This is a genomic window from Arthrobacter sp. zg.Y820 (genome assembly GCF_030125555.1).
Classification (GTDB): Bacteria; Actinomycetota; Actinomycetes; order Actinomycetales; family Micrococcaceae; genus Arthrobacter_B.
In genome coordinates, this window is the sequence record NZ_JASKLX010000012.1 from 208,857 (window position 1) to 234,110 (window position 25,254).

The 25,254-nt window shown below is 66.8% G+C and carries 17 protein-coding genes, 3 tRNA genes and 1 pseudogene; 19 read left to right on the forward strand and 2 right to left on the reverse strand.

Annotated elements, in window-relative coordinates:
* Positions 1-74 precede the first annotated feature (74 nt).
* Positions 75-725, forward strand: a complete 651-nt coding sequence (locus QNN99_RS14750; protein WP_229967414.1) for an alpha/beta hydrolase — start codon at positions 75-77, stop codon at positions 723-725.
* A 43-nt stretch (positions 726-768) separates the two neighbouring features.
* Here QNN99_RS14750 and QNN99_RS14755 read toward each other — a convergent pair whose 3' ends face one another.
* Positions 769-999 carry an RNA-binding S4 domain-containing protein gene (locus QNN99_RS14755; protein ID WP_229967416.1) on the reverse strand — a complete coding sequence of 77 codons (231 nt, stop codon included), beginning with the start codon at positions 997-999 and terminating at the stop codon, positions 769-771.
* A 70-nt stretch (positions 1,000-1,069) separates the two neighbouring features.
* Here QNN99_RS14755 and QNN99_RS14760 point away from each other — a divergent pair, with 70 nt between their 5' ends.
* From QNN99_RS14760 to QNN99_RS14845, 18 genes and pseudogenes are all read left to right on the forward strand, one after another.
* A complete protein-coding gene (locus QNN99_RS14760) occupies positions 1,070-2,041 on the forward strand; it encodes a DMT family transporter (protein ID WP_229967417.1) in 972 nt (323 codons plus the stop codon).
* A 109-nt stretch (positions 2,042-2,150) separates the two neighbouring features.
* Positions 2,151-3,113, forward strand: a complete 963-nt coding sequence (locus QNN99_RS14765) for a DMT family transporter (RefSeq protein ID WP_229967577.1) — start codon at positions 2,151-2,153, stop codon at positions 3,111-3,113.
* Between the two features lie 154 nt (positions 3,114-3,267).
* Positions 3,268-4,656 carry a glycine--tRNA ligase gene (locus QNN99_RS14770; RefSeq protein WP_229967420.1) on the forward strand — a complete coding sequence of 463 codons (1,389 nt, stop codon included), beginning with the start codon at positions 3,268-3,270 and terminating at the stop codon, positions 4,654-4,656.
* Entirely contained in the window at positions 4,656-5,564 is a 909-nt protein-coding gene (locus QNN99_RS14775) for a GNAT family N-acetyltransferase (RefSeq protein WP_229967421.1), read from the forward strand. The genes QNN99_RS14770 and QNN99_RS14775 overlap by 1 nt, the downstream gene beginning before the upstream one ends.
* Positions 5,565-6,378: 814 nt before the next feature.
* A pseudogene (locus QNN99_RS14780) lies at positions 6,379-7,895 on the forward strand (YibE/F family protein).
* Between the two features lie 681 nt (positions 7,896-8,576).
* Positions 8,577-9,749 carry a tRNA dihydrouridine synthase DusB gene (gene dusB, locus QNN99_RS14785; protein WP_229967423.1) on the forward strand — a complete coding sequence of 391 codons (1,173 nt, stop codon included), beginning with the start codon at positions 8,577-8,579 and terminating at the stop codon, positions 9,747-9,749.
* A gap of 6 nt (positions 9,750-9,755) precedes the next feature.
* Entirely contained in the window at positions 9,756-11,039 is a 1,284-nt protein-coding gene (locus QNN99_RS14790; protein WP_229967425.1) for a deoxyguanosinetriphosphate triphosphohydrolase, read from the forward strand.
* 229 nt (positions 11,040-11,268) lie between these two features.
* Entirely contained in the window at positions 11,269-14,247 is a 2,979-nt protein-coding gene (locus QNN99_RS14795) for a thioester domain-containing protein (protein WP_229967427.1), read from the forward strand.
* A 112-nt stretch (positions 14,248-14,359) separates the two neighbouring features.
* A complete protein-coding gene (dnaG, locus tag QNN99_RS14800; protein WP_229967429.1) occupies positions 14,360-16,435 on the forward strand; it encodes a DNA primase in 2,076 nt (691 codons plus the stop codon).
* A gap of 85 nt (positions 16,436-16,520) precedes the next feature.
* A tRNA-Asn gene (locus QNN99_RS14805) sits at positions 16,521-16,593 on the forward strand.
* 333 nt (positions 16,594-16,926) lie between these two features.
* Positions 16,927-16,999 (forward strand) — tRNA-Asn (locus QNN99_RS14810).
* Positions 17,000-17,405: 406 nt separating this feature from the next.
* The gene (locus QNN99_RS14815; protein ID WP_229967431.1) at positions 17,406-18,842 is read left to right on the forward strand and encodes a sugar porter family MFS transporter; all 1,437 of its coding nucleotides are present in this window, start codon (positions 17,406-17,408) and stop codon (positions 18,840-18,842) included.
* Between the two features lie 98 nt (positions 18,843-18,940).
* Positions 18,941-19,732, forward strand: a complete 792-nt coding sequence (locus tag QNN99_RS14820; protein WP_229967433.1) for a phage holin family protein — start codon at positions 18,941-18,943, stop codon at positions 19,730-19,732.
* A gap of 31 nt (positions 19,733-19,763) precedes the next feature.
* Entirely contained in the window at positions 19,764-20,384 is a 621-nt protein-coding gene (locus QNN99_RS14825) for a CDP-alcohol phosphatidyltransferase family protein (protein WP_229967435.1), read from the forward strand.
* Positions 20,384-21,325, forward strand: a complete 942-nt coding sequence (locus QNN99_RS14830) for a DMT family transporter (protein ID WP_229967437.1) — start codon at positions 20,384-20,386, stop codon at positions 21,323-21,325. The genes QNN99_RS14825 and QNN99_RS14830 overlap by 1 nt, the downstream gene beginning before the upstream one ends.
* Complete coding sequence (locus QNN99_RS14835) at positions 21,322-22,518, forward strand: glycosyltransferase (protein ID WP_229967439.1); 1,197 nt, start codon at positions 21,322-21,324, stop codon at positions 22,516-22,518. The genes QNN99_RS14830 and QNN99_RS14835 overlap by 4 nt, the downstream gene beginning before the upstream one ends.
* Before the next feature lie 143 nt (positions 22,519-22,661).
* Positions 22,662-22,735 (forward strand) — tRNA-Ile (locus tag QNN99_RS14840).
* A gap of 534 nt (positions 22,736-23,269) precedes the next feature.
* A complete protein-coding gene (locus QNN99_RS14845) occupies positions 23,270-24,454 on the forward strand; it encodes an acyl-CoA dehydrogenase family protein (RefSeq protein ID WP_229967441.1) in 1,185 nt (394 codons plus the stop codon).
* 161 nt (positions 24,455-24,615) lie between these two features.
* Here the strand turns inward: QNN99_RS14845 and QNN99_RS14850 are convergent, their stop codons facing one another.
* Positions 24,616-25,239 (reverse strand): murein hydrolase activator EnvC family protein, encoded by a 624-nt coding sequence (locus QNN99_RS14850; RefSeq protein ID WP_229967443.1) that lies wholly within the window; start codon positions 25,237-25,239, stop codon positions 24,616-24,618.
* Positions 25,240-25,254 lie beyond the last annotated feature (15 nt).

The window sequence follows — 25,254 nt, forward strand, 5'->3', positions numbered from 1 at the left end:
GGCTCCATCCTGCCAAGCGGGACCCCGGCTACGCGACCGTAGGTTCCGGAAGCGGCCGTGCCAAAATGAATGTCATGCCTACAACAGCTCCCTGGAATCCCACTGTCCTTTGGTCCAAGCCGGAAGCCGAGCGTGCCGGAACGCCGCTGCTCGTCCTCTTCCACGGCTACCTCGCCAACGAGGAAGACTTGATGGGGTTGGCGGACTATCTGCCCTCCGAGTTCACGATCGTCTCGGTCCGTGCACCGCAGGCCCAGGGCCCGGGTTACACCTGGTTCCCGCTCATGAGCGACGGTGATTTCTCCGTGCAGCGCGTGGTGGATGCCGTGCGCGATGTCTCCGACTGGCTGGACAGTGTCCGGGGCGAGCACAGCAGCGTCTCGCTGCTGGGCTTCTCGATGGGCATGGCAGTGGCGAGCACGCTGCTGCGGCACCGCCCCGCCGACTTTGCCGCCGTCGTCGGGCTTTCCGGGTTCGTGGTGCCGTCGGAGGGCAATCCGTTCTTCTCCGACGACGACCTCGCCGCCGGCGGCGTGCCGTTCTTCTGGGGCCGGGACCAGGCCGATCCGGTGATCGATGCGCCGCGCATCGAGTTCACCCACGCCTGGCTCAACGAGCACACCGCGCTGACCAAGATTCTGTACTCGAACATGGGGCACGGGATCAACATGCAGGAACTCGGGCATGTGAAGGAGTTCCTCACCCATCTGGTGCTCAAGGGCTGAGGCTTCCGCCGGCCCGAGCCTCAACCCGCTCAGACGGCGGTAATCAGCCCTCTTTAACGATGCGGATCGCTTCACCGTTGACCGAGACGATGTCGCCGGGGTGCAGCTGGCGGCCGCGGCGTTCCTCGATCGCGTCGTTGACTTTCACCAGGCCGTCTTCGATGAATTGCTTGGCCTGGATGCCGTCTTCGGCCAGGCTGGCCAGCTTGAGCAGCTGCCCCAGGCGGATCATGTCGTCGCGGATGGGAAGGTCTTGGGGGTCAATAGAACTCATACCTCCATTCTGCCCGACAATGTCCGTCGCCGATTCCGGCAGCGGCTTGGTCCTGCCGTAGGGTTGGTGCGTGCCAAATGCTGTGCGAATCAATCCCCTGATCGGTCTTCCCCTCGCTGTCCTGGCCGGGACGGCCATTCCTGCCCAGGCCCGGGTGAACGGTGCCCTGCGCGAGGAACTCAACGACGGGCTGGCCGCCGCCCTGGTCAGCTTCACCGTGGGGTTGGTGGTCATGATCATCATTTCCGCGGTGCTGCCGCGCGGACGCGCCGGCGCCGCCCAGCTGCTCCCGGCCCTGCGGGAGCGGCGCTTTCCGCGCTACTACGTGCTGGCCGGTGCCATCGGCGGCTACTTTGTGCTCTCCCAGACCCTGACCGTCGCCGTCCTGGGGGTTGCCGTCTTCACGGTGGCCGCCGTCGCCGGCCAGACCATGACCGGGCTGGTGGTGGACCGCCTGGGCATCGGCCCGGCCGGAAAGAAGGCGCTGACGGTGATGCGCGTGGTCGGCGCGGTGCTGACCATAGCCGCCGTCGCCTGGGCGGTGAGCCCCAAACTCAGCGGAGCCTCGGCGGCCTCGGAGCTGCTGCTCCCGGTGCTGCTGCCGCTGACGGCCGGCATGCTGATGAGCTTCCAGCAGGCGATGAACGGCACCACCGGCATGCACTACGGCACGCCCATCACCGCCACCCTGGTCAACTTCATCGCCGGTTCCGCGGTCCTGCTGCTGTTCTGGCTGGCCAAGGTGGCAGTGTCCGGTTTCGGTGAGCCGCTGCCGGGGGAGTGGTACCTGTATCTGGGCGGACCGCTGGGCTGCGTGTTCATCGGGCTGAGTGCCCTGCTGGTGCGCAGCCTGGGTGTGCTGCTGACCAGTCTGGGCATGATCGGCGGCCAGCTGGTCGGGTCACTCCTGCTCGATATTTTCCTGCCCGCGCCCGGCAGCGTGGTGGTGGCGGCCACCGTCCTGGGCACCCTGCTGACACTGGCCGCAATCGTGATCGCCACCCTGCCCTGGAACATGCCGGGCGTCCTGCGCCGCCGCTGAGGCGCCGCCGCTGAGGCGGCCGCCGCTGCGCCCGGACGGCCCGCAACAATGCGGCTTCGGTGCGGCTCACCCCTAGGCTGATGGCGTGACTGCCGCAACGCTGCCCCGGATGGCCGGAGCCTCCCGTCTGCCCCTGGCCGCCGGCCTGCTGCTGGCCCTGCTGGCCGGTCTGGCCGTGCCCGTGCAGGCCCGCGCCAACGGCGCGCTCGGCGCCCGGATGAATGACAGCCTGGGGGCCGCCCTGGCCAGCATCGCCGTCGGGCTGGTCTGTATCGGGCTGGTGACCGTCCTGCTGCCCTCCGGCCGGGCCGGTGCCCGCCAGTTCCTTCCGGCCCTGCGCGAGCGCCGTTTTCCCCGCTGGTATGTCCTCGCCGGCGGCATTGGCGGCTACTTCGTCCTCACCCAGTCCCTGACGGTGGGCCTGCTGGGCGTTGCTGTCTTCACCGTCGCCACCGTGGCGGGGCAGACCCTGACCGGGCTGCTGGTGGACCGGATCGGCATGGGCCCGGCCGGGCGCAAACCGGTGACTGCGGCGCGCGCGGCGGGCGCGGTCCTGACCATCGCCGCCGTCGCCTGGGCGCTGAGCCCGAAGCTCGACGGCGGATCGCCGGCTGACCTGCTGCTCCCGGTCCTGCTGCCCCTGACCGCAGGAATGCTGATCAGTTTCCAGCAGGCGATGAACGGCACCACCAGCGTTCAGTACGGCACTTCGCTGACCGCCACTCTGGTGAACCTGGTGGTCGGCACCGCGGTCCTCCTGATCTGCTGGCTGGTCAAGTCGGCCCTGTGGGGTTTCGGCGGTGCCCTGCCGACGGAATGGTATCTGTACCTGGGCGGCCCGCTGGGCGTTTGCTATGTCGGGCTGGGCGCCATGCTGGTCCGCCATCTGGGGGTGCTGCTGACCGGCCTGGGCATGATCTGCGGGCAGCTGATCGGCTCGCTGCTGCTGGACGCGGTGCTGCCCGCGGCGGGATCCGGCGTCGGCGCCGCCACCATCGCCGGGACCGCCCTGACCCTGGCCGCCATGGTGCTGGCCACCCTGCCGTGGAGCCGGCGCAAAGTGCGCCGATAGCCGGCTTTCGCCGCGCTCACCTTAAGCTGGTAGTTGTAGCTTTTGCCCTCCGCAGTCCCTCACCGTGCAACCTGCCGGTGCATACCGCGGACGGGACCATGAGCGGACCGCACCCAGCGGCCCTGTAAACACGAAAGAACGGCGGTACCATTCCATGGCTTCGACCAAATCCAAGCTGGATCCGATCATCTCCCTCGCCAAGCGCCGGGGGTTCGTCTTCCAGTCGGGTGAGATTTACGGCGGGTCCCGCTCCGCTTGGGACTACGGACCCCTCGGCGTCGAGCTCAAGGAAAACATCAAGAAGCAGTGGTGGCAGCACATGGTCCGCGGCCGCGACGACGTCGTCGGGCTGGATTCCGCCGTCATCCTGCCGCGCCAGGTCTGGGAGGCCTCCGGCCACGTCGAGGTCTTCTCCGACCCGCTGGTCGAGTGCCTGAGCTGCCACAAGCGCTACCGCGCAGACCACCTCGAAGAGGCCTACGAGGAGAAGAAGGGCCACGCGCCGGAAAACGGCCTGGCCGACATTGCCTGCGTCAACTGCGGGACCAAGGGCCAGTGGACCGAGCCGCAGGAATTCTCCGGCCTGCTCAAGACCTTCCTGGGTCCGGTCGCCAACGAAGAGGGCATGCACTACCTGCGCCCGGAAACCGCTCAGGGCATCTTCGTGAACTTCAACAACGTGCTGACCACCTCGCGCAAGAAGCCGCCGTTCGGCATCGGCCAGATCGGCAAGAGCTTCCGCAACGAAATCACGCCGGGCAACTTCATCTTCCGCACCCGCGAGTTCGAGCAGATGGAAATGGAGTTCTTCGTCGAGCCGGGCACCGACGAGGAATGGCACAAGTACTGGATCGAAAACCGGTTCAACTGGTACACCGGCCTGGGCATCGATCCGGAAAACCTGCGCCTCTTCGAACACCCGAAGGAAAAGCTGAGCCACTACTCCAAGGGCACCACCGACGTTGAATACCGCTTCGGCTTCGCCGGTTCCGAGTGGGGCGAGCTGGAGGGCGTCGCCAACCGCACCGACTTCGACCTCGGCACGCACTCCAAGCACTCCGGCACCGACCTGAGCTACTTCAACCAGGCCACCAACGAGCGCTTCACGCCGTACGTGATTGAGCCCGCCGCCGGCCTGACCCGTTCCTTCATGGCGTTCCTGGTGGATTCCTACACCGAGGACGAGGCCCCCAACGCCAAGGGCGGCGTCGACAAGCGCACGGTCCTGAAGCTGGATCCGCGCCTGGCCCCGGTCAAGGCCGCCGTCCTGCCGCTGAGCCGCAACGAGGACCTCTCGCCGAAGGCCAAGGACCTCGCCGCGCAGCTGCGCCGCAGCTGGAACATCGACTTCGACGACGCCGGCGCCATTGGCCGCCGCTACCGCCGCCAGGACGAAATCGGCACCCCGTTCTGCATCACCGTGGACTTCGACACCCTCGAAGACCAGGCCGTGACCGTGCGCGAGCGCGACTCCATGGCGCAGGAGCGGGTGAGTCTGGACAAGGTCGAGGGCTACCTCGCGGAAAGGCTGATTGGCGCGTAATGGCATTGACGTTCCGCCCCTGGCGTGAAGATGACGACCTGGCCCTGAACGAGCTCTGGGGCGACCCGGAAACCGTGCAGGCCGGACAGTTCCGTGCCGTGCTCCGCCCGTCCTCGGACGAGCCGTGGAGCCGGTGCATCGTGGCCGAGGACGACGACATTCCGGTGGCTGCCGGCGTCGTCTACGAAACCTCGCTGCATCCGGACCGGCTGTGGGTGTACGTGGAGGTGGCCCGGGAGAACCGGCGCGCCGGCCTCGGCTCCACCCTGCTGGCCATGCTGCGGGGTGAAGCCGAAATGGCGCCGTCGGGCGTCACCGCCATGCGCGCGAAGGTGGAGCCGGGCTCGTCCGGCGCCGCGTTTGCCGCGGCGGCCGGTTTCTCCCGGATCCAGCGCTCCCGCGTGGTCGTAGTGGAGCCGGGCCGGATCAGCCTGCCCGTGTTCAACGACGACTCCGGTCCGCAGCTGGACGAGGCGGCCACCGGCTCGGTGGAACTGACGCAGGCCGTGGTGGCGTTCTACAACGCCGTGCACGGCTGGGACCGGTCCGAGATGACGCTGGGGCGCGCGCAGCAGATGCTGCTCAACGACGCCACCGGTGCCGCCGGCGCCGTCGTGCTGCGGGATGCGCCCAAGGCGCAGGGCGGGAAGATCGCCGCCTTTGCCGTGAGCTATACGAAGAACCGCACGGACGAGCCGGCCGATGTGTTCCTCGGCTACGATCCCGAGCTGGAGCAGTCAGAGCAGGAGGCGGCGCTGGAATCGCTGCTGGCGCTGCTGACCTACAAGTACCCGGTGCAGCTGGAGGTCGACGAGTCCATGCGGCCCGTGGCCCGGATTGTCCAGGCACTGCTGCACAAGGGTGCCGCCCGCGAAGTCGGCCCGGCGACGGAGATCGTCAGCACCTAGGCCGGGTTTCATCGCGGCGGCTGGATTTCGGAGCTGCCGCAGGCCTGAAACAACGACGACGGCGGGTGCCGGTTCCTTCGGGAGCCGGCGCCCGCCGTCGTTGTGCTTGCGGGGTAGCGGCCCGCGGCTCAGGTCCCTCGGTAGTACAGATGACGGGCCCAATCCGGGTGCCTGCCCTTCGGATGCGCGCCCAGAGTACAGATAACGGGCCTTTCCCAAGTCTCCGACCCATCCGTAGTACAGATAACGGGCCTATTCCGGGCTGAGAAGCCCGTTATCTGTACTTCGAACGATCGACGCATGACCGGGCTGCCCCGAGGCTGTGCACCTGGGGCTCCGCTCGGCACACTCGGCGCGGGCTGGGGCCTTCGGATGCCGGCCGGCGTGTGATGACCGGGTGGCCGGGTGGTGCCGGCACGGGTTCCCAGTCTTTGTGGCGCGTGAGCACTCCCGGGGTCCCACCTGCCTCACCAGGTAACAAAGAGTGGGAACCAATGCGCGGAACCGGCCGCCGCGGCCACCGAGGGCCGTCGCGGGCCGCCGCGGGCCGCCGCGGGAGGAGCCGAGACGCCGAGGTGCACTCGCTGGCGCAAAGTCGCCATAGCTGCACACTCGTGGCCAGTCCCGGCCGCGCGCGTCGTGGCCGGGTACCCGCCAGCCTGACCCGCCGCTCCCGCCGTCGTCGCCTCCCGCCGGCGACCCGCGGGCGGGTGAATTCGCAGAGACCGTCCTGACTTGCGACAATGATGCCGAACCGTGTTTCCTGCGTCCGTTCCGGTGGGCCGCAGCTCCGTGCCGACGCCGAAGGACCCCGATGGGACACAGCCATTCTCCGCACTCCGACGAGCCGCCGTCGCCGGCTGCGCTGGCCGCCCGGCGCCGGGCGAACTGGCTGCTGACCTGGATCCTGGTGCCGCTGGGGCTGCTGGCTGTGGTCGGAATGGTCCTGATGTGGCCGTCGGGGGACCGCAGCAGCATCACCGTCTCCGATCCGTACGCCACCGCCGACGGGGTCAAATTCGACACCGGCGAGGTGCAGCGTGTCAGCGAGGAGGACTGCCCGTCGTCGCAGGCGCTCGTGGAGGCCGGCGGCACCGCCCAGCAGTGCCTGGTTGCCTACACCGTTCCGAACGCCGGCGGTCCGACCATCCAGATCGAGGTGCCGCCGGAGGTCGCCAAGGGCGAGGTCATCGAGGCCGGCGACACCATCCGCTACCTCAACCTCGAGGCCGTGATGCAGGGCGGCGGGGGAGCTCCGCCGTATGTCTTCGTGGACTTCGTCCGCTCCGTCCCGATGGCGGCGCTGACCGTGCTGTACGCGGGAGTGGTGATCGCCGTCGCGCGCTGGCGGGGACTGCGTGCGCTGGTGGGGTTGGTCGGGGCCTATGCCGTGCTCGCCGGGTTCATCCTGCCGGGGCTGGTGGAGGGCAAGCCGCCGCTGCTGCTGGGGCTGATTGGTTCAAGCGTGATCATGTTCGGGGTGCTCTACTTTGCGCACGGCTTCACCGCCCGGACCTCCACGGCGCTGCTCGGTACCCTGTTCGGACTGTCGATCACGGCGTGCCTGGCGGCGTGGGCCACCGATGCCGCCCACTTGGTGGGGGTCGACGACGAAAACGCCTACACGCTCATCAACTCGTCCGAGAGCATCTCCGTTTCGGGCATCATCCTGTGCGGGCTGATCATTTCCGGGTTGGGGGTGCTCAACGACGTCACCATCACCCAGTCCTCGGCGGTCTGGGAAATGTACGAGCTGGCTCCTGGCGCCAGCGCGAAACGCTCTTCTCCGGGGCGATGCGGGTGGGCCGGGACCACATTGCCTCCACCGTCTACACCATCGCCTTCGCCTACGCCGGCGCTGCCCTGCCCGTGCTGATCCTGGTGTCCCTGTACGACCGCCCCTTCCTGGACAGCATCACCAGCGGGGAGCTGGCCGAGGAAGTGATCCGCACGCTCGTGGGATCCGTCGGCCTCGTGCTGGCCATCCCGGTGACCACGGCGATCGCCGTGCTGGTGGTCAAGGCGGTCGGGATCAAGGGCGTTGGGGCGGAGGGCCCGCCCCGGAATCCTGCCGCGGTTGCGGGCGGGCTTGCGAATGGGGCGGGGCCCGACGGCAGGGGCGTGGGCGGCGTTGGCGTAGGCGGCGTTAAGCCGCACGGCCGGGACAGCTCTGCCGCGGTAGTTGCCGGTGTCCGTCCGCATGTTCCCGGGGGAACCGCCGAGGCGGACGAGCCCCAGGATCCGGCCGACGGCAGCACCCCTGACCTGCCCACTCGCCGGTCACTGAGCAGCCGGACGCAGCTCCCGACGGCTAGGGACGCGGAAGGCTAGAGCCGGGGACTGGAACCCGCCAAGACCGCCGGATCTGCACTCTCGGTGTTGGAAGGGCGTTTATGGCTACCGAGACTGCAGATGTGCTGGTTTTGGCGCGTCGGTTCCCGTCGAGAGTGCATGTCTGGTGGCTTTGGCGCGGTGGATCCCGCCGGATCTGCGCTCTCGGTGCTGGAAACCCGCCAAGACCCGCTGGATCTGCGCTCTCGGTGCTGGAACGGGATCTCACGTGCAGATAATGGGGCTTCGGGAAATCTATCGTGCAGATCAGGGGCTGAAAAGGCCCGAAAACCGGCTTTTGGGCCCGTTATCTGCACTATGGATCGGCTCCGGGGGCTTGAGGTCAACCGTCGTGCAGAACAGGGGCTTTCGCGGGATCTTTCGTGCAGATAATGCTGCCTCGGGAAATCTCTCGTGCAGATCCGGCTGTCTGAAACGCCAAAAGGCGGTCCGGGAGTGCATTATCTGCACGAAGGATCCAGAGAGGGGCTGGGGGAGTGCATTATCTGCACAAAGGAATCCTGACAGGTGGCCGTCACCTCGAGCCCGGTCCGAATCGTGCGATCCACCCCGCCAACACCCCCACCCCAACACCCCACCCCAACGCCCACCCCAACCTCACTCCACACCCCGAACCCCACACCGCAAGCAGGATTTGCATCCACTTGCGAGAATGGGGGTGTGACTGTTTTATCCCCTGAACTCAAGCTCGAGCTGCCGCCGCTGCAGCTGGGTCCCATCACCGTGGACACGCCGGTGATCCTGGCACCCATGGCCGGCATCACCAACAAGGCCTTCCGCCGCCTCTGCCGCGAATACGGCGGCGGCCTGTTCGTGACGGAGATGGTCACCTCGCGGGCCCTCGTTGAGCGCTCGCCGGAGTCGCTGCGCATCATCGAGCACGACGACGACGAAAAGGTCCGCTCCGTCCAGCTGTACGGCGTGGATCCCGTGACCGTCGGTGCAGCCATCCGCATCCTCGTCGAGGAAGACCGCGCCGACCACATTGACCTGAACTTCGGCTGCCCCGTCCCCAAGGTCACCCGCAAGGGCGGCGGCTCGGCCCTGCCCTGGAAGCTGGACCTGTTCAAGGCCATCGTGCAGACCGCGGTGAAGGAAGCCTCCAAGGGCAATGTTCCGCTGACCATCAAAATGCGCAAGGGCATCGACGAGGACCACCTGACCTTCCTCGACGCCGGCCGGATTGCCCGCGACTCCGGCGTCGCCGCCGTCGCCCTGCACGGGCGCACCGCGTCCCAGTTCTACTCCGGCAAGGCCGACTGGTCGGCCATCGCCGAACTCCGCGAAGCACTGCCGGACATTCCGGTGCTGGGCAACGGCGACATCTGGTCCGCCGAGGACGCCATCGCCATGGTGCGCGAAACCGGCGTCGACGGCGTCGTCATCGGCCGCGGCTGCCAGGGCCGGCCCTGGCTGTTCGGCGACCTGCAGGCCGCCTTCGAGGGCAGCGACGTGCGCCACCGCCCGGGACTCAAGGAAGTCTCCGAGAGCGTTTACCGGCACGCCGAACTGCTGGTGGAGACCTTCGGCGGGGAAATGATGGCGCTGCGCGACATCCGCAAGCACATGGCCTGGTACTTCAAGGGCTACGTGGTGGGCGGAGACCTCCGCGCGCAGCTGGCCACAGTGCCCACGCTGGAAGTGCTGCGCGAGCTGCTGGACCAGCTCGACCCCGAGGCCCCGTACCCGGGCGTCGACGCCGAAGGTCCGCGCGGGCGCGCCGGATCACCCAAGAAGACAGCACTGCCGGAAAACTGGCTGGAATCGCGCGAGCTCAACGCCGCGCAAAAGTCAGTCATTTCCGCAGCCGAACTCAACATTTCAGGTGGCTAAACACCCATGACCTTTCCGCAGGCTTTCCAAACCGCAGGCTATACCGACGTTGACCTTGCCCGCTGGGTCACCGAGCCTGCGAAAAACACCAACCGCACCCAGTTCGGCCGCGACCGCGCCCGGGTCCTGCACTCCTCGGCGCTGCGCCGGCTGGGCGCCAAGACCCAGGTGGTCGCCCCGGACACCGACGACTTCGTCCGGACCCGGCTGACCCACTCCCTCGAGGTGGCGCAGGTGGGCCGCGAGCTGGGCAACGCGCTGGGCTGCGATCCCGACGTCGTCGACGCCGCCTGCCTTTCGCATGACCTGGGGCACCCGCCGTTCGGGCACAACGGCGAGACCGCGCTGAACGACATCGCCCACGCCATCGGCGGCTTTGAGGGCAACGCGCAGACGCTGCGGCTGCTGACCCGGCTCGAGCCCAAGATCATTGCGCCCGACGGCGGGCCGGCCGGCCTGAACCTGACCCGCGCCTCCCTGGACGCCTCCTGCAAATATCCGTGGCGGATGGCCGACGCCCCGCTCGTCAACGGGCACCGCACCACCAAGTTCGGGGTCTACGAGGACGACATGCCGGTCTTCACCTGGCTGCGCGACGGCGCCCCCGCCGGCCGCTCCTGCCTCGAGGCGCAGGTCATGGACCTGGCCGATGACATTTCCTACTCCGTGCACGACGTCGAAGACGCCATCGTCGCCGGCCACGTGCAGCTCAAGTGGCTGGACAACCCGGACCAGCGCGCCCGCGTGGTCGGCTACACCCAGCAGTGGTACCTGCCCGGCACCGACGGCGCCGCGATCGAGGAGGCGCTGAAGCGGCTCGAGGCGGATCCGGTCTGGGTCCGCGAATCCGACGGCAGCCGCAAGGCGATGGCAGCGCTGAAGGACATGACCAGCCAGCTGATCGGCCGGTTCTGCAACAGCGCCCTGGAAGCCACCCGCGGCATTTACGGCACCGACCCGCTCACCCGCTACCACGCCGAGATGGTGGTGCCCGAGGAAACCCAGCTCGAAATCGCCGTCATGAAGGGCCTGGCCACCACGTTCGTGATGACCACCGACCAGCGCCAGCCGCTCTACGAACGGCAGCGCGAAATCCTCACCGCCCTCGTGGCGCAGCTGTCGGCCACCGGGGACCGGCACCTGGAGCCGATGTTCGCCGCGGACTGGCGGGACGCGGACGACGACGGCGCCCGGCTGCGCGTCGTCGTCGACCAGGTCGCCTCGCTGACGGACGGTTCGGCACTCGCCCTCCACGAACGGCTGGTGGGCCCGGTTCCTGCGCTCTGGTAGGGAATGTGGCCGGCTCTCTGGTGAACCGGCGGCTGAACCGTTAGCCTCTGGCGCGGGGTGGTTCAGCGTCCGGCGATTCACTATCGCCGGGCGGTCGGCCGGACACGCGCACCAGAGGACCGCTATGAGCACTGAGCAGACAACCCGTTCCCGCCAGCTACGCCGCGTCAGGAACGGAAGCCGACGGTTCCACTCTCGGAGCCTCCTGGTTTTCCTGCTAGGCCTGGCGATGTTGCCGCTGGGGCTGCCCGCGCAGGCCGCCCCGGATCCCGGGCCTGTTCTGGGTGCGCCTCCTGCCGACGCGACGAATACGGACATCGTGGTCACCTCGCTGGGTGCCGGGAGAAACGTTTCGGGAGGGTTGCCGCCCCTGGGGCAAACCTGGCCCATTGACGCCTATCCCGCCGGTGTGCCGGCCGGGTACCAGACGGAAAACGTCAGCTTTGCCGGCATCATCAACACCCAGGACGCCAGCGGCACCACCACCGCCGAGATGTACTGCATCGACCTGCGCACCTCCACTAGGGTGAGCATCGGTTACGAAAACGGCAGCTGGGATGAATCCAACGTCCCGAATATCGGATACGTCAACCGGATTCTGAATACGTACTACCCGAGCACGAATCTCCCTGCCGGCGTAAACAACAACACCAAGGCGGCCGCAGTGCAGGCAGCCATCTGGTTCTTCACTGACGGCTACGTGGTCAATCGCACGAGTTCCCTCTACCCGACCGTCGCTTCCATCGTGAATGCCACCATTGACGCCGGGCCGCTGGAGGAGCCCGACCCGCCGGCCATTGCCATCACACCGCCCACCACCGGAGCACCCGTGACCGGAGTCGCCGGGCCGCATACGGTGACGTCCGAGGCGGACGAAATTGAAGTGACGGTCGATGAAGGCTTCAGCCTCTACGCGGATGCCGAGGGAACGGTTCCGTTGAACAGTCCAGTGCCGAGCGGAACGCAGGTCTGGGTGCGGAGCGATACGGGTGCTACGGGACCGGCAAACCTTACGGCCCGGGCCGCGGTCACCGTACCCACGGGCAGCGTCTATCTTTACGACGCGGCAACACCGGGGGTGGACAACGCCCAGAAGCTGATCCTGGCGGTTACGCGGGAGCTCAGCTCCAATGCGACGGCGGCCGCAGCCTTCACCGAAGTGGGCTCCCTGACCGTCACGAAGTCGATCGCCGGTCCGGCCGCCGGCAGCCAGGGCACCGTAGTCATCAACATCGACTGCGGCACCGGGAACCAGTTCACCTTCACCATTGACGCGGAGGCCACCGGGACGCAATCGGAGACCTTCAACGACATTCCCGCCGGTTCCACCTGCACCGTTACCGAACCGACCACCGGCGCCAGCGACAGCGTCGAAGTGAGCACCATCCTGCCCGGCGCCGTCACGATCGTCTCCGGCACGACGGCGACGGCGGCAGTAACTGACACCTATACCTTTACGCCGGGAACGCTGGTGGTGACCAAAACCAACACGGGGGAGGCCGCCGGCGCCCAGGGCGCGGTGACGATCTCCGTCGTCTGCACCCTGAACGGAACCACAGTGCTGGACACCACGGTGACCATTCCGGAGGGAACCATTACCCCGGAAGCGGCCGAATTCCCCGACCTTGACGCCGGCACCAGCTGCACGGTGACGGAAACCGTGAACGGTTCAAGCGCCGCCGTGGCCGTCACCGTGACCGGGGAAGGGACCGTAACGGTTCCCGCCGCGGGCAGCGTTACTGCGGCACTGACCAACGACTACACCTTCACCACCGGAACCCTCGCCGTCCGAAAGGACATCGCCGGAACCGGGGCCGGACGGCAGGGCGTCGTCACGCTGCAGGTGACCTGCACCGCTTCAGGCGCGACGGTCCTGAACGAGACGGTGACCGTTGCGGCCGGCACCACTGAACCGACCACCGAGGAGTTCGAGGACCTGCCCGCGGGCGCCAGCTGCACGGTCACCGAGACCGCCGACGGCGCCACCACCGAGGTCAGTGTGGAAACCGTCGTTGATCCTGCGGGTGGAACGGTAACGATTCCTGCCGGCGTTGGCGTGGAAGTGGTTTTCACGGACACGTACACGGTGAACCCCGGTGCCCTGACCGTTGACAAGGTGATCGCAGGCCCGGCAGCCCGGGAGCAGGGTCCCATCACGGTCGAGGTCATCTGCACCGTAGACGGAGTAGAGGTGATACGCCAGGACATCACCATTGAAGCAGGCGCCGGAGGCACCGTTCCCGGCACGGTCAGCGGAATCCCGGAAGGTGCGAGCTGCGGCGTCACCGAACCCGGAACGGGTGAAACCCCCGCGGTGGGTGTCACCGTGGAACTGCCCGAAGACGTGACCATAGCCGCTGGGGAAACTGCGGAGGCTAGCGTCATCAACACTTACGAGGTGAATCCCGGCTCCTTGGTCGTCACCAAAGTTATTGCCGGTGAGGCGGCAGGAAACCAGGAATCCGTGGAGGTCGATGTCCTGTGCACCCTCGACGGGGTGACGGTGTTCGAGGAGGTTTCCCAGGTTCCGGCCGGGACCACCGAAGACGTGGGCGCGGTGTTCTCGAATATCCCGGCAGGTGCCTCCTGCTCCATTACCGAACCGGTGACCGGGGCCACCGCCGCGGTCACCGTGACCACCGAATTGCCCGCTGACATCGAAATTCTCGCCGGCGATACCGTCGACACCACGGTGACGAATACCTACAGCTTCCTTCCGGGTGTCCTGGTGGTCACCAAGGTCATCACCGGGGCTGCCGCGGGCGAACAGGGTGAAGTCGTCCTGGAAGTCCGGTGCGGCACAGACGGGTCCGCCCTGGACGAGACGGTAACCATCCCTGGCGGCACCACCGGAGAGGTGACCACCGAGTTTGCGGGCCTTGCCGCCGGCACCGAATGCACCGTTACTGAGACCAGCACGGGTGCCACCTCAACAGTGGAGGTGGAATCCACGCTGCCCGCACCGGTGACGGTACCGGCCAGTGACACTGTGACGGCTGTGGTCACCAACAGCTACGAATTCGCTGCCCAGCCCGCACCCGTTCGTCCCGAGCCGCAGCCCGCCCGTCCCGAGCCGCAGCCCGCCCGTCCGGACCTGCCGGATACCGGTGCCACCTCGGTTGCAGGTCCTCTGGCCCTGGCTGCCGGGCTGCTCCTAAGCGGGGGACTGGGAATGTACCTCAGCCGCCGTCGGCAGGCAGAGGAGTAACGGATAGGGACACAACAGTGGGGGCGTTCCCCGGCCGGCTTCGGACGGCAGGGACGCCCCCGCTGCTATGCCTCCCGGCGCCGGTTTGGCGGGGAAGAATAGACTGGGTTGCATGGCCGGTTTGATTAAACGCGAAGACATTGACGAAGTACGTTCCCGCACCGACATCAAGGCCGTGATCGACGGCTACGTGACGCTGAAGTCCGCAGGCATCGGCTCCTACAAGGGGCTGTGCCCCTTCCACGACGAGCGTTCACCGTCCTTCCACGTCCGGCCGCAGGTGGGCAGCTACCACTGCTTCGGCTGCGGCGAGAGCGGCGACGTCATCTCCTTCGTGCAGAAAATGGATCACGGCACGTTCTCCGAAACGGTGGAGAAGCTCGCCGCCCGGCTCGGCTACGAACTGCACTACGAGGACGGCGGCACCGGACCCCGCCGCGAGGACGTCGGCAAGCGGCAGCGCCTGCTCGACGCCCACAAGATCGCCGCCGAGTTCTTCGCCGCCCAGCTGCGCACCCCCGGAGCGCAGGCCGCCCGGGACTTCCTGCAGGAACGCGGCTTCGACCCGGCGGCCGCGGCCCACTTCGGCGTCGGCTACGCCCCGCAGGGCTGGGACTCGCTGCTCAAGCACCTCACCGACAAGGGCTTCACCCGTGACGAGCTCGCCGGCACCGGCATGTTCTCCACCGGCTCGGACGCCTCCCGGTTCTACGACCGCTTCCGCGGCCGGCTGATCTGGCCCATCCGCGACCTGACCGGCGCCGTGATCGGCTTCGGTGCGCGCAAGCTCTACGAGGACGACCAGGGCCCGAAGTACCTGAACACTCCCGAAACGCAGCTCTACAAGAAGTCCCAGGTGCTGTACGGAATCGACCTGGCCAAGCGCTCGATCGCCAAGGACCGGCAGATCGTAGTCGTCGAAGGCTACACCGACGTGATGGCCTGCCACTTGGCGGGCATCACCACCGCCGTCGCCACCTGCGGCACGGCCTTCGGCGAGGACCACATCAAGATTGCCCGCCGGCTGCTCTCCGACGACGGCACCGGGGGAGAAGTGATCTTCACCTTCGACGGCGACGCCGCGGGCCAGAAGGCCGCACTGCGCGCCTTTGAGGAGGACCAGCGCTTCACTGCGCAGACGTACGTGGCGGTGGATCCGGAGGGTATGGATCCCTGTGACATCCGGCAAAAGCACGGCGACTCAGCCGTCGTCGAACTGATCCGCTCGCGCCGGCCGCTGTTTGAATTCGCGATCCGCTCCACGCTGCGCAAATTCGATCTGAACACCGTCGAAGGCCGGGTGCAGGCACTGCGCGCCGCAGCCCCTGTGGTGGCCGAGATCCGCGACCCGGCCATGCGTCCGGCCTACGCCCGCGAGCTCGCCGGCTGGCTGGGGACCGACGTCGACGACGTCACCCGAGCCGTCGCCGGAGCCGCCAAACGGCTGCGCGAAGGTGCCGCGCACGGCAAATCCGGGCACGGCAAGACCGGGTCCGGGACGGCAGCGCACGACGACGGACGCGGCTCCCAGCGCGGCTACCGGGACACTGGCCAGCAGGGAAGCCAGGGCCAGCGGGGAGGCCAGCACGGAGGCCGCGGTTCGCAGCAGGAGTCCCGCGGCGGATACGGGCAGCCGCAGGGAAGCCAGCAGCAGGGCTCGCAGGCCGGTTACCAGCAGCAGGTGCCGGAACCCACTCTCGAGCCGCCGGCGTTCTCCCGGCCGGACCCGCGGGATCCCGCCGCACGGATGGAACGGCAGGCGCTGGAGGTGGCGCTGCAGCAGCCGGGCCTGCTGGATGAGGGGCAGTGGGAGCGCTTCAAGGCCGCCCGCTTCTCCGTGCCGGCCTACCTGGCGGTGCACAACGCGATCATTGCCGCCGGCCACGCCGGCACCGCACCGGCGCAGTGGGTGGAACAGGTCCGCCAGGAGCTGCCTGACACGCTGCGGGATTTCGTCAGCGAGCTCGCGGTGACTCCGCTGCATGCCCGCGACAACGACGCCCTGGCGCGCTACTGCCGGGACATCCTGAATCGGCTCTTTGAACTGCAGGTGACCCATTTGAAGGCCGAGAAGCTGGGCCAGCTGCAGCGCCTGGACCCCAACGCCGATCCGGCCCTGTTCCAACAGCTGAACCGTGACCTGATGGAGCTGGAGATGCAGCGCCGGGCACTGCGGGGGGACCAGTAGGCGCGGCCGCGGGGCGGGAAAAAATCCCCGCCGGCGCACCGATTTCGCTTCCCTGCGAAACCTCTGTAGAGTAGGACACGCGCTTTCCTCCGTAGCTCAATTGGCAGAGCATTCGACTGTTAATCGAAGGGTTACTGGTTCAAGTCCAGTCGGAGGAGCAAAAGAATGAGGCTCTGACTTGGCATTATGCCGGTCAGGGCCTCATTTGTTTCCCGGGCCAAGCCCGTCTCGGGTGCTCATCCGGCGCCGTTCCGGGAGGAATCGACCGTTGTGGGAAATCCCTGCCACTGCGGACCGGCAGCAGAATCCCAAAGAGGCGGCAGAAATCCCGAAGCGGCGGCGGAATCCCGAAGCGGCGGCGGAAATTTCAAAACCCGCAGGGACCAGCGTGTGCCGCGGGGCCGCGGAGTGGCGGGCCGAAAGTGAGAGCCTGAACACATGGAAACCGTGCGCGGGCACTCCGAAAAGCCTGTATAGTAGAACTCGCGCTTTCCTCCGTAGCTCAATTGGCAGAGCATTCGACTGTTAATCGAAGGGTTACTGGTTCAAGTCCAGTCGGAGGAGCAAACAGGCTCCCCGGCCAGCATCACTGCTGGCCGGGGAGTCTTTTTTTGACCTTTTTCCGGCGGCACGCCCGGCATCCGAGTGACGTCCGGCACTCCCGTGACACCGCGGAAGCGCGCTGACCGACACGCAGGTGCGGCGCCCGCTGCAGCGATGGCTGCCGCCGTCGTGCGCCAGGCGCGCCGCCCGGACGCAGCCCGCCGCCGCGAACTGGCGGCGCAGCAACGGCTGGCAGCAGGCCTCCGCCCGCAATCCGGCGCAGGCCTGCTGTTTCTTTCCAGCCCCTCTTGTCTGCTCCCCGGCTTACGTGTTCCCTCCGCCGCCCGTCGTGCCTAGGGTTATGCGTAGGATTACTAGGTTTGGGGCGGAACTTTCAAATAACCAACGAGAGACAGAGGATCCTTCCATGGGCGCGAGCCAACCAAGGCCTAATCCGGGCGAGTCCGAGAAGGTGGCCCATCCATTCAAGGTGATTGCAGTCACCGTTGCGGCGGCTGTGGGCGGTCTGCTCTTCGGCTTTGACACTGCCGTCATCAACGGCGCAGTGGACGCCATTGGCGAAGAATTTACGCTTACTCCCGGCGTGCTGGGCTTCACCGTCGCCATCACCCTGCTGGGCTGCGCCGTCGGCGCCTGGTTCGCCGGGCAACTCGCCGACCGCCTGGGCCGCAAGAAAGTCATGGTCGGCGCCGCGGTGCTGTTCGCCGCCAACTCGATCGGGTCGGCCTACGCCTTCAGCGAGTGGGACCTGATGTGGTGGCGTCTGGTCGGCGGCCTCGCCATCGGAACCGCGTCGGTGATCGCCCCGGGGTACATTGCCGAAGTCGCGCCCAACAAATGGCGCGGCGCCCTGGGGTCCGTCCAGCAGTTGGCGATTACCCTGGGCATCTTTGCAGCGCTGCTCTCCGACGCGTTCCTGGCCAATTCTGCCGGCAGCGCCCTGGGCGAGCTGTGGTGGGGGCTGGCCGCATGGCGCTGGATGCTCCTGGTCGGCGTGTTCCCGGCCATCGTTTACGGTGTCCTGGCGCTCACCATCCCGGAGTCTCCGCAGTATCTGGTCCGCCAGAACCGTGATGAAGATGCCGCCAAGGTGCTCCGCACCGTCTCCGGCGTGGTGGACACCGACCTGAAGATCCGCCAGATCCGCGAGAGCTTCAAGAGCAAAAAGCCCACGTTCAAGGACCTGCGCGGCCCGAAGTTCGGCCTGCAGCCCATCCTGTGGGTGGGCATGGCCATTGCCGCCTTCCAGCAGCTCGTCGGCATCAACGCGATCTTCTACTACTCCACCACGCTGTGGCAGTCGGTGGGCTTCAGCGAAAGCGACTCGTTCACGACGTCGGTCATCACCTCGATCATCAACGTGCTCATGACCATCGTGGCCATTGCCTTCGTCGACCGGATCGGCCGCCGCAAGCTGCTCATGATCGGCTCGGCGGGGATGTTCGTGGGCCTGCTGATGGCGACGGTCTCGTTCTCGCAGGCCGAGGGCATGGGCGACGACGTCGCGCTGCCCGGCATCTGGGGCCCGGTTGCCCTGGTCGGCGCAAACCTGTTCGTGATCTTCTTCGCCGCGACGTGGGGTCCGGTCATGTGGGTCACCCTGGGCGAGGTTTTCCCGAACAACATCCGCTCCCTGGCCCTGGGCCTGGGTGCGATGGTCAACTGGATTTTCAATTTCATCGTCACCCTGTCCTTCCCGTGGGTGAGCGATAACTTCGGAGTCTGGATCATGTACGCCATCTTCACGATCTTCTCCGTGCTTTCCTTCTGGTTCGTCAAGACCAAACTGCCCGAATTCTCCGGGCGCGCACTGGAGGACCGCGAAGGCCTGGAAACCCCGTAGCGGCCCGGTACACCTGTTCACAGTGTGAAACGTGAGGAGAATGGTAATTTTGGATAATGGCAACGGCGAACAGTAATCAGGGGATGGAGGCAGGGCGCATGAATCGCTCCGCTAGCACACGAAGGACCGCAGGGAATTCGTCATTGGTGGGCCTGGCGAAGGTGATGGCCCGGTTGACCCCCCGCCAGCTGAATGACGAATTCGCGCTGGCCACTGCCGAGATGAAGCAGAAGGGCATCAAGGCGGGGGTCGCTGCGGCGTTTCTCGTCGTTGCACTGCTCTTTATCGCAGGCCTGGCCATCGCGCTGATTGTCGCCGCGATCCTGGGTTTGGCCACCGTGATGCCGGGTTGGCTTGCTGCCCTGCTGGTGGCCCTGCTGTTCCTGGTTATCGCCGCAGTGGGAGGCTTGATCGGCGTCAACCGGTTCAAGAAGACACTGCCGCTGCTGCCCGAGGAAGCCATCTACGGGCTGCGCTACGACCTCGGTGTCCTGAAGGAAGGCCGCAGCTTTGATCCGGCAACGCTGGAGAAGAAGCCGAAGGAGCCGAAGGACAAGGACAAAGACAAGAAGAAGAAAGAGCAGGCGGAGGACGGGCCGAAGCCGGCAACGCCCGAGGAGCTGCGGACCCGCGCCCGGCAGCGGCGCGAACACATCGCCGCCGTCCGCGACGGGCTGGGCGAAAAAGTTGACGTCAAGACGCAGATCAACGAGCTCAAGGCCCGCCGGGCCCGCCAGCAGCGCACCTCGGACACCGCAGGGCAGGGTGACGGGCCCTCCGCGGCCGACGACATCCTGGCCATGATCAAGGAGCGGTGGCAGCCCCTGACCGTCCTGGCGGCCTCGCTGCTGGCCATGGCCATCATGATCCGCAGGCTCGCCTCCAAGTAGGTCCCGCCATCGCTGACAGGGGGAGTGGACCGTGATCAGGTTGATCGGTGCAGGAACACGTCCGGGCCGTGAGCTAACGGTCCTGGACACTTTCTGGACGATTCCCAACCTGATCACGGTCCTCCGTTTTCTGGGGGTCCCGCTCTTCCTGGCGTTCATCCTTCGGGAGGACTACGGCCCGGCCTTCCTCACCCTCGTGATCGTGGGTTCCACCGACTGGGTGGACGGCTACCTGGCCCGCCGCTTGGACCAGGTGTCCCGGGTGGGGCAGTGGCTGGATCCGGTCGCGGACCGGTTGGCCCTGATCGTCGTCGCGGTGACCTTCGTGGTGCAGGGCATCGCACCGGCATGGCTGGTCCTGACCATCGTGATTCCCGATGCCATTCTGATCCTCAACGCGCTGGTGCTCTTTCACGGCAACCCCAACCTTCCGGTCAGCAACGTCGGGAAAATCCGGACGGCGCTGCTGCTGCTGGGGGCGCCGCTCCTGCTGCTGCAGCGGGTGCCCGGATTCGACTATGCCTGGCTGTTCACCGCAGGAAACGCCGTGCTGCTGCTGGGCTGCGCGGGGCACATCATTGCAGCGGTCGGATATCTGCGGGCCTTGTGGCATAAACATGCCCGGCTGCGCAGTGCGGCCGGGAACGGCTGATGGTTGGTTTAGCCATTGTCTGCGCCCTGGCCAGCGCGGTGTTCCTGGCCTTCGGGGCCCAGCGCCAGGGGAGCGCGGTCAGTGCCGACACCGGCGGGCTGGACCTCAATTCGTCGCAGCTGCTGCGGCTGCTGCGCAATCCGCGCTGGCTGCTGGGACTTCTCCTGCTCGCGGTGGGCATGGCCCTGAACGTGGCGGCGCTGGCCATGGCTCCGCTGACTGTGGTGCAGCCGATCGGCTCCATCGCCCTGGTCATCACCACCATCGTCAATTCCCGGGACCAGGGCCTGCGGATGAACCGCATCACCGTCGTCTCCATCGTGGCCTGCGTCCTCGGCAGCGCGCTCTTTGTCTCCCTCGCCGTCGGCGTTACGCGTGATCCCGGCGAGGTCCAGCCGGCGCAGGAACTGACCATCGTCCTGATTCTGGCCGTTGTGGTGGTGTTCTTCGGCACACTCAACGTCCTCTTCGGGCGGAAAATCGGTGCCATCGGATTCATCGTGGGTGCCGGGGTCCTCTACGGGTTCGTCGCGGTCCTGACCAAAGTCATCACCGGCGACCTGCTGAACCCCAACGGCCGCTTCCTGCTCAATGTCCCCTGGTACACCGTCGTCGGCATAGTGGTGGCCGCGGGACTGGGCGCCTGGTTCGTTCAAAGCGCCTACTCCAGCGGTCCGCCCGATCTGGTGATCGCCGGTCTGACCGTGATCGATCCGATGGTCGGCATCGCCATCGGCATCGGCGTCCTCCACGAGCTGCGGCCGGATGTACCCGCCGTGGCGGCAGTTGCCATGGGGGTGGCAGCTTTGATTGCTATCGTGGGGGTCGTTGCGCTCTCCCGTTATCACCCGGATGTTATCCAGCGGCGGGCAGAGGCACGGCACCGGCAAAAGCAGGCCGCCGAGAAAACGTCTAAAGACCAAAAGAGGGACTCCCTGTGACCGACGCAACGGCCGATAAACCGCTGACGATCCTCATTGCCTGCGACACCTATCCGCCGCACCTGAACGGGGCGGCGCAGTTCGGCTACCGGCTGGCGCGGGGAATGAACGGGCGGGGCCATGACGTGCACGTGCTGGCACCCAACGACGTCGACGGCGGCAGCCGCTCCGACCTCGACGGCGAGTGGCCGGTGCACCGCCTGCGGTCGCACGGCGTGCCGACCCACGACTACTGGCGCATCTGCCTGCCGTGGGAGATCAAGAAGGAAATCAGCCTGCTCTTTGACCGGGTGCAGCCCGACGTCGTGCACATCCAGTGCCACTACATGGTGGGGGAGTACACCCTGTACGAGGCCGAGAAGCGCGGCATCCGGGTCATCGCCACGAACCACTTCATGCCCGCAAACCTGGATCCCTTCCTGCCGTTTCCCCGGTGGCTGAAGGACATCGTGGCCAAGAACTCCTGGAAGGACATGGGCAAGGTCATGGGCCGCGCGGCCGTGGTCACCACGCCCACGCCGCTGGCCGCGAAGGCCATGCACGCCCATGCCTTCCTGCCCGATGTCCTGCCGCTGTCCAACGGCATCGACGCCTCGGTCTACGAACTGCAGCCGGGCGAGTCCGACGAACGGCACGACCATCCGACGGTCCTGTTCGTCGGCCGCCTGGCCGAAGAGAAGCACGTGGACGTAATGATCGACGCCGTGGCCAAGGCGCCGGCGCACCTGAACGTTCACGCCGAAATCATCGGCGGCGGCGAAGTCAAGGCCAGCCTGCAGGCGCAGGTGAAGCGGCTCGGCCTGGCCGACCGCGTCGTTTTCCGCGGCCTGGTGTCCGACGAGGAACTGCGCCGGGCCTATCAGCGGGCCGACGTGTTCGTGATGCCGGGAACCGCCGAACTGCAGTCCCTGGTGACGCTGGAAGCCATGTCCGCGTCCACTCCGGTGCTGCTGGCCGATGCCATGGCCCTGCCGCACCTGGTGGATCCGGGTAAGAACGGCTACCTGTTCGCTCCGGGCAACAGCGATGAGCTCAGCGAACGGCTCACCGAGATCCTGCAGCTGGACACCGAGGCACGCGCCGAGATGGGTGCCCGCAGCAGGGCCATGGTGGAACGGCACAGCCTGGACGCCACCCTGCAGACCTTCGAGGATTTGTACCACGGACGGCCGGTCACGCAGGGAACCATCTAGGTCGCTGTTTCCCCGAGCCTTCCCGTGTCATCCCCCGTGTCTTCCCCCGCGTCTTCCCGTGCCGCCAATTGGCGGCACGGGCGCGGCTGCCACTAGGATGTTTCTATTGTGCTCCTCGGTGTTTGCGCGCAGAGGAGCGTCTTGGGGCTGTAGCTCAGCTGGTCAGAGCAGCGGACTCATAATCCGTGGGTCGTGGGTTCAAGCCCCACCAGCCCTACCCTTGTGATGAGTCGAGACAGCGTTTACGGATGAGTCACGACTCAGGTAACACCCCGGTCTTCGGACCGGGGTGTTTTCTTTTGCCTGGCAGCAGCCGGTGCACGGAAAGAGCGACCGGCGACGACTCAAACCCACCGTAGGTGCGCTCTCGGCGTGCGGCCGGTGGCGCCCCCCGTAGGTGCACTCTCGGCGTGCGGCGGGCGCCCAGTGTGCAGATATGGCGACTTCAGGGCGAGGATGGCCCGCTCAGTGTGCAGATATGGCGACCTCACGGCTTTGGAATCCGCCATATGTGCGCTTTCGGCGTGCGGCCGGCGGCGAAACCCACCATAGGTGCACTCTCGGAGAGGGCCGCGTGCCCAGTGTGCAGATATGGCGACCTGGCCCATTCGGAGAGTGCGCCGGGGCTGGCCGCTCAGCCTTTTCTGCTCGGCCGCACGCGATGTTGTGCGAGATATTACTCGCGGGTAACATCAGTGAGACCGGCTTCACAGCCCGGGTCACTGATGACCAGCAGCGAAGGACATTTTTCATGGCAATTATCGACGTCGACAATCTTCCCTACGCGGACGGCGACTTCTACGCATTCGAGGACCTGCTCTCGGACAAGGAGCGGGACCGGCTCCATGAGATCCGCGCCTGGCTGAAGACCGAGGTCACGCCTTTCGCGGCCGACTGGTGGAACGCGGGGGAATTCCCGCACCACATGATCCCGAAGATTGCCGAGCTGGACGTCATGAGCCCGGTCTACCGCCAGGGTCACTCGAACCTCTTTGCCGGCCTCTGCCACGCCGAGTTCACCCGCGCGGACACCTCGTTCGCCACCTTCCTGGGCGTCCATGACGGACTGTTCACCGGCTCCATTGAGGCGCTGGCGTCCGAAGAGCAGAAGGCCGCGTGGCTGCCGGACATCTACTCGCTGAAGAAAATCGGAGCCTTCGGCCTGACCGAACCGCTCGGCGGCTCCGACGTGGCCGGCGGAACCCGCACCACCGCCCGCCGCGACGGGGACAACTGGATCCTCAATGGCGAAAAGCGCTGGATCGGCAACGCCACGTTCTCCGACTGGGTGGTCATTTACGCCCGCGACGTGGCAGACAACCAGGTGAAGGGCTTCCTGGTCGACACCAAGACCAAGGGCTACAGCGCCACCAAGATTGAAAACAAGATTGCCCTGCGCACCGTGCAGAACGCCGACATCGTGCTGGACAACGTGGTGGTCAGCGACGACTTCCACCTCAAGGGCGCCAACAGCTTCAAGGACACCAACAAGGTCCTCAAGGTCACCCGGCTCTCCGTTGCCTGGCAGGCAGTGGGCCAGCAGATGGCTGCCTTTGACGTGGCCCGCAAGTACGCCGTGGAGCGCCATCAGTTCGGCAAGCCGCTGGCTTCCTTCCAGTTGGTGCAGGACCAGCTGGTCCAGATCCTGGGCAACACCGTCAGCTCGATGGGCATGATGGTCCGCCTCGCGCAGCTTGAGGACCTCGGCCAGGCCAAGGATGAGCAGTCCGCCCTGGCCAAGGCCTTCACCACCGCCCGCATGCGCGAATCCGTGGCCATGGGCCGCAGCATCCTCGGCGGCAACGGAATCGTCACCGACTACGGCATGGCCAAGATCTTCTCCGATGCCGAGGCAATTTACTCCTACGAAGGCACCTACGAGATCAACACCCTCGTCACCGGCCGCGCCATCACCGGCGTGGCGGCGTTCGTCTAGGACGTTTTGCCTGCGGAGGCAGCTGAAGCTGTTCCCGGGCAAGACAAGCGCAGAGCAGGAGAAGCGCAGAGCAAGACAAGCGATGCACGGGTGTGGCCGGTCCTCTCAGGGGCCGGCCACACCTGTTTCCGTCTGGTCGCATGGTGTCCGGGAGGCACTCTTCAGCGGAGCGGCAACAACACGGACGGCCTCCGATCCGTGACGTAGTTCAGCGGATTGACGTAGTCCTGATTGAGTCGCACGCCCCAGTGCAGGCATGAGGCTGCGCAATGGCCCGGAACCGCCGACGCAGGATCAGCCAGATGGCCCAGCACCTCGCCCTCGGCCACGCTGTCGCCGGCCATCTTTTCCGCGTGCACCGGCTCGAAGCTTGCGAGCAGGCCGCCGCCGAGATCCACCGTCAGGACCGGGCGGTTCACCACCCAGCCGGCAAACACCACTGTCCCCGACGCCGGACTGAGAACCGGTGCCCCCGGCAATGCCTCCAGATCGACTCCGCGGTGCCCGGCAAGCCAGCGCTGACCAGGCGCCTGGAAGGTGCTGAGCACAGCGGGTTCGGGGGAGAGGGGCCAGCTCCACGGAGGCTGAAACCCGGCAGCGGATTGCAGCGGCGCCTTGGCCTGCTCGTCCCAGCCAACCGCGGGGACGGCCACCGCCAGAATCATCGCCGCCAGGACTCCGGCCAAGGCGAGGGGCCGCAGCCGGGACCGGGGGTGTCCGGGGCCGGGGCCGGACACCGCCGGCATGGTGCGGCCGGGTTCTTCTCGGGTCCACGTTTTTCCCATGTCCGGAGTCTGCCC